The organism is Anaerolineales bacterium, from assembly GCA_019637805.1.
Classification (GTDB): domain Bacteria; phylum Chloroflexota; class Anaerolineae; order Anaerolineales; family UBA11579; genus JAMCZK01.
Window position 1 is genome coordinate 237,831 of record JAHBVB010000002.1, and the last position, 13,690, is coordinate 251,520.

General features: G+C 63.2%; 11 protein-coding genes and 1 tRNA gene. 9 read left to right on the forward strand and 3 right to left on the reverse strand.

What is annotated here, in order from left to right; all coding sequences use genetic code 11:
* Positions 1-34 precede the first annotated feature (34 nt).
* The 3 genes from KF885_06800 (at position 35) to KF885_06810 (ending at position 3,732) form a co-directional block, all read left to right on the forward strand.
* Positions 35-2,026, forward strand: coding sequence for a hydantoinase/oxoprolinase family protein (locus KF885_06800; protein ID MBX3048864.1), 1,992 nt, complete (start codon positions 35-37; stop codon positions 2,024-2,026).
* Complete coding sequence (locus KF885_06805) at positions 2,023-3,585, forward strand: hydantoinase B/oxoprolinase family protein (protein MBX3048865.1); 1,563 nt, start codon at positions 2,023-2,025, stop codon at positions 3,583-3,585. The genes KF885_06800 and KF885_06805 overlap by 4 nt, the downstream gene beginning before the upstream one ends.
* Before the next feature lie 75 nt (positions 3,586-3,660).
* A tRNA-Lys gene (locus KF885_06810) sits at positions 3,661-3,732 on the forward strand.
* Positions 3,733-3,762: 30 nt separating this feature from the next.
* Here the strand turns inward: KF885_06810 and KF885_06815 are convergent.
* Positions 3,763-5,790: a hypothetical protein gene (locus KF885_06815; protein ID MBX3048866.1), complete on the reverse strand. Its 2,028-nt coding sequence runs from the start codon at positions 5,788-5,790 to the stop codon at positions 3,763-3,765.
* Positions 5,791-5,927: 137 nt separating this feature from the next.
* Here KF885_06815 and KF885_06820 point away from each other — a divergent pair, with 137 nt between their 5' ends.
* The 6 genes from KF885_06820 to rpsR all read left to right on the forward strand — a co-directional run bounded on the left by KF885_06820 (position 5,928) and on the right by rpsR (position 11,118).
* Complete coding sequence (locus KF885_06820; protein ID MBX3048867.1) at positions 5,928-7,994, forward strand: hypothetical protein; 2,067 nt, start codon at positions 5,928-5,930, stop codon at positions 7,992-7,994.
* 63 nt (positions 7,995-8,057) lie between these two features.
* Positions 8,058-9,698 carry an aldehyde dehydrogenase gene (locus KF885_06825; protein ID MBX3048868.1) on the forward strand — a complete coding sequence of 547 codons (1,641 nt, stop codon included), beginning with the start codon at positions 8,058-8,060 and terminating at the stop codon, positions 9,696-9,698.
* Between the two features lie 12 nt (positions 9,699-9,710).
* The gene (locus tag KF885_06830) at positions 9,711-10,232 is read left to right on the forward strand and encodes a molybdenum cofactor biosynthesis protein MoaB (protein MBX3048869.1); all 522 of its coding nucleotides are present in this window, start codon (positions 9,711-9,713) and stop codon (positions 10,230-10,232) included.
* Positions 10,233-10,298: 66 nt separating this feature from the next.
* Positions 10,299-10,538: a 50S ribosomal protein L28 gene (gene rpmB / locus KF885_06835; protein MBX3048870.1), complete on the forward strand. Its 240-nt coding sequence runs from the start codon at positions 10,299-10,301 to the stop codon at positions 10,536-10,538.
* Positions 10,539-10,542: 4 nt separating this feature from the next.
* The gene (locus KF885_06840) at positions 10,543-10,785 is read left to right on the forward strand and encodes a hypothetical protein (GenBank protein MBX3048871.1); all 243 of its coding nucleotides are present in this window, start codon (positions 10,543-10,545) and stop codon (positions 10,783-10,785) included.
* 27 nt (positions 10,786-10,812) lie between these two features.
* Complete coding sequence (gene rpsR / locus KF885_06845) at positions 10,813-11,118, forward strand: 30S ribosomal protein S18 (protein ID MBX3048872.1); 306 nt, start codon at positions 10,813-10,815, stop codon at positions 11,116-11,118.
* Between the two features lie 71 nt (positions 11,119-11,189).
* Here the strand turns inward: rpsR and KF885_06850 are convergent, their stop codons facing one another.
* Together KF885_06850 and argF are read right to left on the reverse strand one after the other, a co-directional pair.
* Positions 11,190-12,458 carry a hypothetical protein gene (locus KF885_06850; GenBank protein ID MBX3048873.1) on the reverse strand — a complete coding sequence of 423 codons (1,269 nt, stop codon included), beginning with the start codon at positions 12,456-12,458 and terminating at the stop codon, positions 11,190-11,192.
* Between the two features lie 239 nt (positions 12,459-12,697).
* Positions 12,698-13,678, reverse strand: a complete 981-nt coding sequence (gene argF / locus KF885_06855) for an ornithine carbamoyltransferase (protein MBX3048874.1) — start codon at positions 13,676-13,678, stop codon at positions 12,698-12,700.
* Positions 13,679-13,690 lie beyond the last annotated feature (12 nt).

Below are 13,690 nucleotides of genomic sequence, written 5' to 3' on the forward strand. Positions count from 1 at the left end.
CACGATTGACCAATTACTCTTTTACAATTCACCCATGCGCATCGGCGTGGATACCGGCGGCACTTTCACCGACTTCGTGGTTTTCGACCCGGCCAGCGGGGGGATCGAGACGTTCAAACTGCGCTCCACACCGGGTGACCCGGCGGCGGCCATCCTGGCCGGCCTGGAGCGCGTGGCCGGGGTCGCCCGCCAGATCGTGCACGGCAGCACTGTGGCCACCAACGCCGTGCTGGAGCGCAAGGGCGCCAAATTGGCCCTGATCAACACGGTCGGATTCCGCGACCTGCTGCAGATCGGCCGCCAGAACCGCCCGGCGCTCTACGACTTCTTGGCCGACCCGCCTCAGCCGCTGGTGCCGCGCCAGCACCGCCTGGAGGTCAGCGAGCGCGTCGCCGCCGACGGCAGTGTGCAGACGCCGCTGGATGCGACGGCCCTGGATGCGCTGGTGGCACACTGCCAACAGGCGGGCATCGAGGCCGTGGCGATCTGCCTGCTTTTCTCTTTCGCCAATCCGACCCATGAGCAAACCATCACCGAGCGTTTTGAGGCGGCCGGCTTCAAGGTCTCCGCTTCGCACCAGATCCTACCTGAGTTCCGCGAATATGAACGCGCCAGCACTACGGTGCTGAATGCCTACGTCTCGCCGGTGATGAGCGGCTACCTGAACAAGCTAACCGCGGCGCTGCCGGACGACCGCTTGCAGGTGATGCAGTCCAACGGCGGCATGGCCGGCCCGCGCCTGGCCGGGCGGGAGGCGGTACGATGCATCCTCAGCGGCCCAGCGGGCGGCCTGGTGGCCGCCCAGGCCCTGGCGGCCGCAACCGGCTACGAGCGCCTGCTGACCTTTGATATGGGCGGCACCTCCACCGACGTGGCCTTGATCCACGGTCAGGCGCAGGTCAGCCGCAGCTCGCAAATTGGCGGCCTGCCGGTGCATGTGCCCATGCTGGCGATCCACACTGTGGGGGCTGGCGGCGGCTCGATCGCTTTTCGCGATGCCGGCGGCGGCCTGCAGGTGGGGCCGCACAGCGCCGGGGCTGACCCCGGGCCGGCGGCCTACGGGGCTGGCGATCTGCCCACGGTGACGGATGCCAATCTGCTGCTGGGACGCATCCGGCCTGAGCACTTTTTTGGCGGCCAACTGCGCCTAGACGCGGGCCGCGCCGCGGCGGCCTTTGACCGGCTGGCCGGCGAACTGGGCCTCAGCCCGCAGGCGTGCCAGCTGGGCGTGGTGCAGATCGCCAACGCCCACATGGCGCGCGCCTTGCGGGTGATCTCGGTGGAAAAAGGCCACGACCCGCGCGAATTCACTTTATTGGCCTTCGGCGGCGCCGGCGGCCTGCACGCGGCTGACCTGGCACGCGCCATGGGCATGCGGCGTGTACTGGTTCCGCGCCAGGCGGCGACTTTCTCCGCTCTGGGCATGCTGTTGGCCGAGGTGGTTAAGGATTACAGCCGCACGGTGATGTGGCGGGGTGTAGCACCCGCCTTGCCGGGCGATACCGCACCCGCTGAACTTCAAGCCCAGCTGGAGGGTCTGCTGGCAACCGCCCGTGCCGACCTGGCGGCCGAGGGCCTGCCGCCGGAGGCGCAGCAGTTCCAGCCCAGCGCCGACCTGCGCTATGCCGGCCAATCCTTTGAACTCAATCTGCCACTCGGCCCGGACCTGCTGGCGGCTTTCCACCAGGCTCACCAGGCGGCGTATGGCTACCATGACCCGGCCGCGGCGGTGGAGCTGGTCACCCTGCGCCTGCGGGCCGTGGGTCTGACCGAAAAACCCGTCCTGCCCTACTTTGCGCCCAGCAACCGCGCGCTGAATGACAGCCTGCTGGGCCGCCACCCTGTGTGCTTTGAGCAGGGCTTGCTGGAGACGCCCTTCTACGCAGGCGAGAGGCTGGGGGCCGGCCAGCGCTTGGCCGGCCCGGCGGTGGTGGTGCACCCGGACACGACTATCTTGATCGGGCCGGGGGATACAGCCGAAGTGGACGCCTTCCTGAATTTGGTGATCGCGGTGGGGCCGGCGTGAAGACCGATCTGATCCGGCTTGAGATCTTTAAGCACCTCTTCGCCTCCATCGCCGAGGAAATGGGCGCGGCTTTGCAGCGGGCCAGCTTTTCGCCCAACATCAAAGAGCGGCGCGATTTCTCCTGTGCGGTCTTCGACGCTCAGGGCGAAATGATCGCCCAGGCGGCGCATATTCCGGTGCACCTGGGCGCCATGCCGCTTTCGGTGCAGGCTGCCATCCGGCGTCTGTCGTTTGAAGAGGGCGATATGGTTATCCTCAATGATCCTTATCAGGGCGGCACGCACCTGCCGGATATCACCCTGATCGCCCCCGTGTTCGCCGAGGGCCAGTTGGCCGGCTTCGTAGCCAACCGGGCGCACCATGCCGACATCGGCGGCATGGCTCCCGGATCGATGCCGATCGCCCGCGAGCTGGTGCAGGAGGGGCTGATCCTGCCGCCGGTTAAGCTGCTGGCCCGCGGCGAGCTGCAACCTGCCGTGTGGGAGATCATTCTGCGCAACACGCGCTCCCCAGAGGAGCGCGCCGGCGACCTGCGCGCCCAGATAGCCGCCAACCAACGCGGTACGGCTCGCTTCGGCGAGCTGATCGCCGCCAATGGCCTGCCCGAAGTGCAGCACTATGCCGCGGCGCTGCTGGACTACACCGAACGCCTGACGCGGGCGCTGATCGCCGGCCTGCCGGACGGCCGCTTTGAATTCGAAGATGCCTTGGACGATGACGGCATCGTCGACGAGCCGCTACCCATCCGGGTCAGCATCCAGATCGAGGGCGACCAGGCCATGGTGGACTTTGCCGGCACGGCCCCGCAGGCGCAGGGCAGCGTCAACGCGGTCTACGCCATCACACTCTCAGCGGTGTATTACGTCTTCCGCTGCCTGGTGGACAGCGAGATCCCCAACAATACCGGCTCGCTGCGCGCCATCCGCGTGCTGGCACCCGAGGGCAGCCTGGTGAATGCCAGCCCACCGGCGCCGGTGGCGGGCGGCAATGTGGAGACTTCGCAGCGCATCGTGGATGTGCTGCTGGGCGCGCTCGCGCAGGCTTTGCCCGCGCACATCCCCGCCGCCAGCCAGGGCACGATGAACAATACGCTGATCGGCGGCTGGGACGCGGCCCGCGGCCGCGCCTTTACCTATTACGAGACGATCGCTGGCGGCATGGGCGCCCGGCCCGCGGCGGACGGCCCCAGCGCCCTGCACAGCCACATGACCAATACGCTCAACACCCCCGCCGAGGCGATGGAGTATGCCTACCCGATCCAGGTGCTGTGCTACGAGCTGCGGGAAGGCACGGGCGGGGCCGGCCGCTTGCGCGGCGGCGACGGCCTACGCCGCGATCTGCTGCTGCAGGCGCCGGCCACAGCCAGCCTGCTCAGCGAGCGCCGCCAGAGCCGGCCCTACGGGCTGGCCGGCGGCGGACCCGGCGCGCCGGGCGAGAATGTGCTGATCCGCGACGGAAGCGAGCAGCCGCTGCCCGCCAAGGGCGAAGTGGCCCTGCGGGCGGGTGACGTGCTCAGCATCCGCACGCCGGGCGGCGGGGGTTGGGGAGTTGACTCTTAATCAATTGGTTGAAGGTTCGAGTCCCTAGAAGAGGATTGAAGAATCTCGTTTTCTTGCTATAATCTAGGCCGCTACGGCTCCGTAGCTCAATGGTAGAGCAGTTGACTCTTAATCAATTGGTTGAAGGTTCGAGTCCTTCCGGAGTCACAAAATCCCCGATGCGGGGATTTTTTGTTTCTAGTCCAGAGCTTGGATAAAGCTCATCAAATACTCGCCGTCCGCTGCCTGGTTGAGGTGGCGGATAGGCACCAGGCGCAGGGCGGCGTAGCCCGCCTGCGCGGCGGTGGCCGGCACCTGCACGCGGTGGGTCTCGATGCCCTCGGTGGTACGGCTCAGCAGGGTCTGCGAAGCCAGCTCCTCCCCGGCAGCGTTCAAATAGACCAGCTCAAAGTGGTCGCCGGCGCTGAGGCCCAGTTCCAGTTCGCCGGCGTGCCAGGGCTGCGTGAACTCCAGCTGCAGGGCGACGCCCTGGTGACCCAAGCCGCCGAAAGCCGTATTTAGCTCGACCCCAGTGCCTGATACTGCCACGCTTTGCAGCTCTGGGAAGCGCAACTGGGCGGCGTAGCCCGGCAGCCAATCGTCGAAGTCGCGCGTGTTGAGCGCCCAGATGGCCGCCCAGCGCTCGGCGCTGAACAACGGACCCTGGGTCACCAGGCGGATCTGCTGGTAATAAGCGTCCAGCGCCGGGTCGTCGAGGGCGGCCTGCTGCCCGGCTTCCAGCGCCAGGTACCCGGCCGGGATCTGGCGCATGAAATGGCCGCTGCGCCAGTTGGGGTTGTAGATCGGCGGCAGGCGGCTCAGCAGCGGGTCGGTCAGCGCCAGGCCGTGGATAAAGTACACATCCGGCCCGGCATAGTAGCCGGTGAAGCCGTTGGCGCCTTGCGGCAAGTAGAGCATGCCCTCGGCCTCCGCCTGGGCGCGCAGTTGGCGGCCCAACTCGATCCAGTCGTGTTCGGCTTCCCAGCGGAACGCCGTGCCGCGCCCCAATGAACGCGCCAGGTAGGCCGCCCGGTTGAGCAGGTGGTAGTCCGGGTGGCTGTTGAAGGCGTACAAATCCTCAATGCGAATCAAGTTGGTGGTGTGATAGACCATGCGCTCATCCACCACGCCCTGCCAACGGGCCGTCTCGAAGCCCTTGGCGTACAGCCAATAGGGCGGCGAGCTGGCTACGGCGCTGAGCAGCAGCGCTGCTGGGATCAGTGGCCAGTACCGGCGCAGTGACAGCTGGGGGAGGAAGTACACGGCCAGCAGTACTACCGCCGCCAGATAGACGGCGGAGAGGAAGCGCCCGCCCATAAAATCGCCGCCGATCTGCAGCACATACAGCAGATAGAGCAGCATGCCCAACAGCACAGCGACGCCGCGCGGCGGGCGATTGCCCAGCAGCACGACCACGGCGGCGCTCAAGACCACCACCCAGGTGAGCGGGTCATACAGCAGCGTGAACCAGAAATAGTTCAGCCCGGCCCAAACCTCCTGCGCCAAAGGCACATAATTGTGCAGCTTGGCGTAGTAGGTGTTGGGAAAAGGGAAGCCATAATAGACCAGCGCGAACAGTTCCCAGGCCAGCAGCGGCAGGAAGCCCAGCGCGGCGGCGCCCAACGCGCCCAAGCGCTGTGGCTGCCGCCACCAGGCATACAGCAGCGCCGGGGCGTAGAGCAGGCCGGTATCCAAGCGGTTAACCGCCGCCAGGGCGGCCACCAGGCACAGCCAGAACAATTGGCGTGGGCCGCCTTCCACGCGCAAGAACAACCACAGGAAGACGGCCAGCAGCAGATGGGTCAGCGGGTTCTCCAGGCCGGAGCTGGAGTAGTCGATGAAAGCCGTGGAGAGCGCCAGCAGCCCAAGGGCGGCCAGCCCCTGGGCGCGGCTGGCCGCGATCTTGAATACCAGCAGCCAGGCGACTGCCAGGGCCAACGCCAGGTTGACAAAGATCGTGGTCAGATAGATCTCCCGCGTGAAGAAGTACAGCGCGCTGAGCAGCAGCACCCACAGCGGGTGCGTGAAGCCTTGCACGCGCTCCTGCACATTCCAGGTCAGCCCATGGCCGTGCACGAAATTGTCCACACTGCGGAAGGAAAAATAGGCGTCGTCAGAGAACCAGGCGTGCGAGAGCACCAGCCAGGTCAAGAAGGTGAATGCCAGAACGATTGCCAAAGGCAGCAGCCGGGCGCTGGATAGGGTCGGCAGGGCAGGTTTTTTCATCAAATTCAGGCGATCAGAGCGGGGAGGTCATTCAGGGCTGGAGTGGGGCAATCATATCATTCTCGAAGGTTTGACGTTTTCTTCAGGTATCCAGGCGTATACTGGCTTCAGTTCGACTGCTTGATGGAGGATTTCTCGTGAAATTACGCTTAATGAACTTGGTGTCTGCGCGCCGCTGGGTTTCCACTACGCTCACCCTGCTGTTCGCATTGCTGCTGGCGGCCTGCGGTTCCGGCGGCATGGGCGGTGGGGCGGGCTGTGCCCCTGCAGACCTGGTCGAGCCGGACAACAGCGCCCCGGCGCCCGGCGAGATCGTCCTGGACATGAACCCTTTGTTTGTGTGGGGCTATACCAGTTGTGAGCCGGACAACTATCAGCTTCAGGTGACGACCTACGGCGGCTATGAATATGGCACTACCTACACTGAGCTAACCCCCTTGGGCGGCGGACTGATCCTTAACGAAGTCTTGGATACGGCACTGCAGCCCGCCAGTCAATACGAGTGGCGCGTAGCAGCCATCGATAGCGGCGTGCTGGGACCTTATTCCTACTCGACAAGCTTCTGGACCGGGCCGATCTGCGCGACGGCGCTCTTGAACGCTCCGCAGCAGGAGACGCCTGAAAATTATGCGGTGGTCACCAACGAATTCCCGCCCATGGGCTGGAATTACCCGGATGGCTGTATCCCCGAAGGCACTTTGCTGGAGCTGGACACCGATCCGAACTTCCCCGGACCGAACCTGGCGCATGGCTTTGGCGGGCCGCGCATTGGCCAGATCCCTCTGGACGCCCTGGATGACTGCACCACGTATTACTGGCACGTACGCAGTGAGAACCCGGACGGCACCGGACCCCTTTCGCCCGTGAGGAGCTTCCGCACCGACTTTACAGGCAGCTGTACGCCGCCGCCCACTTGCGATACCTCGGCGCTGATCGCTCCTTTCCCGGGGCAGCCCGTTTCGGGGGAAATCGTGGATGACCTGATGCCGAACTTCAATTGGTTCTATCCGGATGACTGCGATCCGCAAGGGTACCGGATTGATGTGACCACCTATGGCGGTTATGAGTTCGGCACCACTTTCAGCGGCGGCACAGGCAACCCCAGCCTGGTGTGGGCGCTGGCGGATGCGCTGCAGCCGGCCACGCAGTACGAGTGGCGCGTGGCAGGCATCAACGACACTACGCTTGGCCCCTATTCGCCTTCCACGGCGTTCTGGACCGGGCCGCTGTGCACCAGCGCCACGCTGTTGGCCCCGGTGCAGGAGACGCCCGCAGACGGCGCTGTAGTGGACAATGAGTTCCCGCCGTTGGGCTGGAGCTACTCGGGCGGCTGCCTGCCGCCGATTACCTTGCTGGAGCTGGATACAGACTCCAGCTTCCCCGGCCCCAATCTGGTAGCAGGCTTTGGCGGCCCGCGTATCGGCCAGATCCCCCTGGATGCGCTGGATGATTGCACCACCTACTACTGGCGTGTGCGTGGCGAAACCGCCACTACTCCAGGCGCCTACTCACCCACTTGGAGCTTCACCACCAACTTCAGCGGCGGGTGCGCCGGGGGCGCACTGGGTGGGGCCAGCCCCACGGGTCTGGCCCTGCGCAACCTCAACTGCCGCGCCGGGGACAGCCAGGTCTTTTTGGAGACGGGCTTTTTTGGGCAGGACGATGTCAGCCCGATCCTGGGACGCAATGCAACCGGCACTTGGTTCCTGATTCCCAGGGGGTTGGGCAACACCAACTGCTGGGTCTCGGCCATCTATGTCGAACTGCAGGGCAACGCGTCCCTGGATGCGCTGCCTGTGCTGAGCTCGCCACCTACGCCGATGCCCTCGCCGACGGCAGTCCCGCCCGTGGCGGCCACCGCTACGTCGCAGCCCCAGGGCGGTTCCTTCAATGTGACTGACATTCTTACCCATGTGGACAAAACCCATGTGACCGCCGGTGCCTGCCCGGAGCGCTTCACCTTCACTGCCCGCATCACGGTGGACGGCCCCGGCACGGTGCAGTATCGCTGGCTGCGCAGCGACCAGGTGGCCGGCCCTGTGGAGACTCTCTCCTTCAACCAAGCCGGCACCCAATCGGTGTTCACCACCTGGGATTTGGGGCAGAAGGGCCAGACTTACACAGACTTCTGGCAGCGGGTGGAGATCCTTTCTCCCAACAGCTTGCTGTCCAGCCGGGCCATCTTCTCGCTGACTTGCCAATAATCTAAAGTAATAACTAAAAAGCCCTGCCGGATCCGGCAGGGCTTTTTAGTTACAATCGCTGGCATGCCCACTGCCGTAACATCCTCAGCGGAACTCGAACGCGCTTTGCGCAACCTGCAGGCCGCCAAGCTGCCCTGGGCGCGGCTGCCGCTGGCGGAGCGCATCGCCCTCCTCGACCGCCTGCCTGAGGACTTGCACGCGGTGGAGCAGCCGTGGGTGGCGGCCGCCCTGGCGGCCAGGGGCGCCCAGCCCGGCTCCCCGGCCGAGAGCGAGGAATGGTTTTCCTTCAGTGTCATATATCGCCAGCTGCGCTATCTGCGTAAATCGCTAAGCCAGATCGCCGCCAAGGGGCGGCCGCAGATGCCCGGCAAGCTGTGCTGGAAAACTGCCGGGCAGTGGACCGTGGATGTCTTCCCGCAGACGCTGGCCGACCGCCTGGCCCTGCCTGGCATCCGCGCCGAGGTGCGCGCCCGCGATAACTTCAACGGCGACCTGCCGGAGACGGCTGCCTTCTACCAGCAGGCAGAGCCACAAGGCGGCCTGTGCCTGGTGCTGGGCGCCGGCAATGTCAATGCCTTGCCGGCGGGCGACCTCTTGCATAAGCTGTTTGTCGAGGGCAAGGTTGTCCTGCTCAAGCTCAATCCGGTCAATGCCTACTTGGATGAGTGGATGCAGCTGGCTTTCGGCGCCTTGATCGAGCCGGGGTATTTGCAAATCGTGCAGGGTGGGGCGGACGTGGGCGGCGAACTGGCCGCTCACCCGGCGGTGGATGAGGTGCATGTCACCGGCTCGGCGCGCACCTATGCGGCCTTGCAGGGCATTGGCAAACCGCTCAGCGCGGAACTGGGCAATGTCTCGCCAGTGATCGTCGTGCCTGGGCCGTGGAGTACTGGGGATGTGCGCAAGCAGGCCGCCAAGTACGCCACGTCGCTGGTGGCCAATGCGGGTTTCAACTGCGTGACGCCGCGCGTCTTTATTCAAATGGAAGGCTGGGCCCAACGCCAGGCCTTTAACCAGGCGCTGGTGGACTATTTGCGAGGTGTTCCCACCCGCCGCGCCTGGTACCCCGGCGCGGCTGAACGCCAGGCGGCTTTCGTGCAGAAATATCCCCAGGCGCAGCAGATCGGCGGCGCCGGGCAGGGTGAGTTGCCCTGGACCTATATTCCCGGCCTAGATAGTGAGGCCAAGGATGGCACTGCCTTCCGCCAGGAAGCCTTCTGCGGCCTGGCGGTGGAGACGGCCCTGCCGGCCGAGAACCCGATCGACTTTCTGCATAAAGCGGTGCAGTTCGCCAACCAGCACTTGTGGGGCGATCTGGCGGCCACTATCGTAGTTCATCCCAAATCGCTGCAGGATCCGCTGATGGAAGCCGCTGTGCAGCAGGCCATCACGGACTTACGTTACGGCACGGTGGTGGTCAACCACTGGGGCGCCCTGGCCTTTTACCTGGCCCTGACGCCCTGGGGGGCTGCACCTGGCAACACCCCTGCTGATATTCAGTCGGGTGTTGGGATGGTCTCCAACCCGCTGATGTTCGCCCAGCCGGAGAAATCCGTGGTGCAGGCGCCGTTCCTCTCATTCCCCGACCCGTACCTGGCCCAATCCAGGCGCAGCTATGCGTATTTCCGGGCCGATGCGCGCTACCAGCACCGGCCCAACGCCGGCAATCTGTTGCGGCTGCTGTGGGCGGCGCTGCGCAGCTAGTACAATCTCTGCATGACCAAGTCATCCGCTTCCACCCAGGCCCACCGCCAGCATGCCGCCGAGGGCGGCCCGCTGGCTTTCGCCGTGGTCACGGTCAGCGATTCGCGCACACTAGAAACGGACACCAACGGCAACTACCTGCGCGCCGAGATCGAGCGCCTGGGACACCGCCTGGTGGCTTATCACCTGGTCAAGGACGAGGCCCAGCAGATCGCCCAACTGTTGGATGAGCTGGCAGCCGGCGAGGCGCAGGTGTTGCTCTTCAACGGCGGTACGGGCATTTCTCGCCGGGATACGACGTACGACGTGCTCAGCCAGGCCCTGGAGAAGACCCTGCCCGGGTTTGGCGAGATCTTTCGCATGTTGAGCTGGGAGCAGGTTGGCGCGGCCGCCATGCTCTCGCGGGCCACCGCCGGTGTCTACCGGGGTAAGCTGGTCATCTCCACTCCAGGTTCACCGGCTGCGGTGCGGCTGGCGTGGGAGAAGCTCATCGCTCCTGAGGTGGCGCACCTGGCTTGGGAACTGGGGCGTTAGTTTGGATGGCCATACCCTCTTGGGCTTTTCACTGGTATAATCGCCCGTTGCTATAAGGAGTTATTGATGTCAAGAAAATCGGCCATCACAGGCAAAGGCCCGGCTTTCGGCAACAACGTGCCCTTCTCCAAGAAGAAGAGCCGCCGCCGCTGGGACGCCAACATTCACGACAAGCGCTTTTGGGTGCCTGAACTCAGCCGCTTCGTCAAAATTCGCGTATCCACCCGGGATATGCGCAGCATCGACAAGCATGGCCTGCTGCCCTACCTGCGCAGCAATGGCCTGACCTTGAAAGACGTCAGCTAGACCCATGAGCCTGGCCGAGCATGTAGCCTACAAGTCCAAGCAGCAAGCCGAGCTGCTAGACCGTCTGCGTGCCAACCCGCGAGTGGAACTTATTCGCGTGGCCGGACCTGTGGAATGCAGCCTGTCGCAAACAGTGCAGGGTGTCTACAGCAAGGACGAAGTGCCTGAACTGCCGGTCGAGGGTTGCTCTCGCCCGGGCGGTTGCATCTGCGCTTATGAGCCTGTGCTGAAGGAAATCTATCCCTAACAGGGACTTTGGAAAGAGTAAAAAAGCATGGCAGAACGAGAACGCACTCAAAGCAACGACGCTCCGCGTGAAGAACGCGAGGAGCGTGGTGGTCGCGGCGGTAACAATCGCTACTTCCGCAAGCCCAAGACCGATCCGTTTGAAGCGGATAAATCCTTGAAGATCGACTACAAGGACATTGAGCTGCTGAAGCGCTTCTTGACCCCCGAAGGCAAGATCCGCCCGCGTCGCCAAACCGGCGTAAACGCCCGCAACCAGCGCACGCTGGCCCGCGCCATCAAGCGCGCCCGCCACATTGCGCTGCTCAGCTACACGGACGATACGCTGGACTAAGCTTTCAGCCCGACAACAAAAAACAGCCCTACAAAGTAGGGCTGTTTTTGTTTTGCAACGGTTGGCAAGCTCTACGGACAGCGGATGAAATTACGCGCAATACCGATGTTTTCGCCATCCAGGATGCCCAGGTAACTGCGGCTAATTGGAAACACGAAAATGTCTTCAGCGCTACCTTGGCTGTAGCATTTATCGATTTCCTGTTTGGTGGCTTCGTTAATGCGACTTAAGCAATAGATCATTCCAACTGAGTGATCGTTGCACCAGCCTGCGTACCGCAAGACCAACCACAGGTCACACTCGGTTCCGGTATTGCCGCCGCACCAGCCTTGTGGGTTGTCCAGGTCGATACCGTAGCCGGTGGGGCGACGCTGTTCATCCACAAACCCCAGGAAGCGATTGTTTTGCGGAAGTACTCCCGGCAGGGTCACGATTGGGCATCCCGCCCGCGGGTTTTCGGCCTTGATCGCATCACACAGTTTGTGGAATATTGCGCCTTGTATCCCGCCAACGAGTGGGGGGATCGGTGTGGCTGTCGGTGGGAGCGGTGTGAGGGTTGAGCTCGGCAGGGGCAGCGGGGTGGATGTGACTGTAGGGGCCGGTGTTCGCGTGGCGCTGGGGCCGGCAGTAGGCTGCACAGGACCCCGGAAGGTAGTAGTCAGGTCGACGATGTAAAATATTGCGGTCCTGTCTGTCGCTTGCTCCACTGCGTAAAAGTAGTACTGGTGGAATGTATAGGAATTGTAGCCTGGCAAGCAACCGGCATCGAACATATCCTGCTGTAGATCAAACTGGATCGTGTAAATTCCCGAGTGCTCGGTGATTACTTCGCCCTCGTTTTGGAATCTGCAGGCGTTCGATACCCCGCGTAAAGCAAAATAAATCTCTTGTCTAGCTAATGGAATGTCCTCATCCACAATGTAATCGAAAGAAATTTGCCCCTTCCAGCCATCCAGAGACTCGAAACGAAAGTTTCTAAAAGTGACCGTTCTGGTGTTTACCGTGGGCCAGTCTCGCGAAGTCTGCCAGGCAATCTCAAAGCGTTCGTCATAAGCAACGTTCCCTATGTATCCGGTATCTCCCTCATATTCAATCGGCCAGATTTGCAGCAGGGCTACGTTGCTAGAACAATCGCCTTGCAGGCCGTGCTGGTACTCGAGTTCGGCCCACCCGAGTGACTGACTCACCCATGTGTTGGGGTGTTGCCAGACAAAGGAATAACGTTCCGCCCGGCAGGCGGGCGGAACATAGAGGCTTATGTACGCGGCTTGAACATCATCCGGAAGCCGGTAATAGAACTTTATTCGTACAATGTCCGGCTCAGGATTTTCGATGCTCACTCCAGCGATGTCATATCCGCTGGAGGCAATTTCAACCGTTGGGGTTGGGGTGTGCGTAGGCAGTGGCGTATGGCTCGGACTGGGCGTGATTGTAGCGGTAGCTGTGTGGGTTGGCGTTTCACTGGGTAGGGCAGGGGGCGCAGTGGCTGTGCCAGCTTCTGCCGGTGCGCAGGCTGCCAGCAATAGTAGCAGTGCCGCATACAGTGTCCGCCTCTTTTTGTACAAGTACGCCCGCTTTTCTACCCCAGCAGCGTCGCCAACAGCGCCTTCTGAGCGTGCAGGCGGTTGTGCGCCTGCGGGAAGAGCTGCGACTGCGGGCCGTCGGCCACTTCGTCGGTGATCTCCTGGCCGCGGTGGGCCGGCAGGCAGTGCATCACTATGGCGGTCGGCTTGGCTGCTCGCAGCAGTTCGTTGTTGACCTGGAAGGGCGGGAAGACCGCTTCGCGCTTCTTGCTTTCCTCCTCCTGGCCCATGCTGGTCCAGGTGTCGGTGTAGATCACATCGGCGTCCGCTACAGCGGCCAACGGGTCATTGAACAGCTCGATCGTACTGCCGCTCTGCGCGGCGATTTTCTGCCCCAGCTCAATCGCCGCGGCCGGCATGTCGTACCCTGCAGGGTTGCCGATGGCGAAATTCATGCCCAGCTTGGCACACACGTGCATCAGCGAGATGGCCACATTGTTGCCGTCACCGACGTAAGTGACCTTCAGGCCCTTAATATCGCCCTTGTAGTGCTCATAGATAGTCAGGGCGTCGGACAAGCCCTGGCAGGGGTGGTTGTAATCGCTCAGGCCGTTGATCACCGGCTTCTCGGCCCAGTGGGCCAGGTCCAGCACGTGCTGGTGGGCGAAGACACGGGCCATGATGCCGTCCACGTAGCCGTCCAGCACACGGGCGATATCGGCAATCGATTCACGCTGGCCCAGGCCGATTTCCTGCGGCCCAATATAGAGGGCGTGGCCGCCCAGATGCTGCATGCCCATCTCGAAGGAGACGCGGGTGCGCAGGCTGGGCTTTTGAAAGACCATCGCCAAGGCCTTGCCCTGCAGAATGGGCTTATTGCCGCCGGCGGCGTGCTCTTTCTTTAAATTAACTGCCAGATCAAGCAGGGACTGGATTTCTTGGGTACTCAGGTCGGCCAAAGCGAGAAAATCTTGCATGGGAGCTCCGTAGGAGGGGATTTTGCGGCAGTATAGCATTAAGCGCAATGGATCGCTCATCTCGCAGAGATG

Excerpts from the sequence above, each read along its gene's own strand:
- KF885_06800 (MBX3048864.1), top strand. The coding sequence starts at position 35 with ATGCGCATCGGCGTGGATACCGGCGGCACTTTCACCGACTTCGTGGTT.
- KF885_06815 (MBX3048866.1), bottom strand. The coding sequence starts at position 5,790 with ATGAAAAAACCTGCCCTGCCGACCCTATCCAGCGCCCGGCTGCTGCCT.
- KF885_06825 (MBX3048868.1), top strand. The coding sequence starts at position 8,058 with ATGCCCACTGCCGTAACATCCTCAGCGGAACTCGAACGCGCTTTGCGC.
- KF885_06830 (MBX3048869.1), top strand. The coding sequence starts at position 9,711 with ATGACCAAGTCATCCGCTTCCACCCAGGCCCACCGCCAGCATGCCGCC.
- rpmB (MBX3048870.1), top strand. The coding sequence starts at position 10,299 with ATGTCAAGAAAATCGGCCATCACAGGCAAAGGCCCGGCTTTCGGCAAC.
- KF885_06840 (MBX3048871.1), top strand. The coding sequence starts at position 10,543 with ATGAGCCTGGCCGAGCATGTAGCCTACAAGTCCAAGCAGCAAGCCGAG.
- rpsR (MBX3048872.1), top strand. The coding sequence starts at position 10,813 with ATGGCAGAACGAGAACGCACTCAAAGCAACGACGCTCCGCGTGAAGAA.
- argF (MBX3048874.1), bottom strand. The coding sequence starts at position 13,678 with ATGAGCGATCCATTGCGCTTAATGCTATACTGCCGCAAAATCCCCTCC.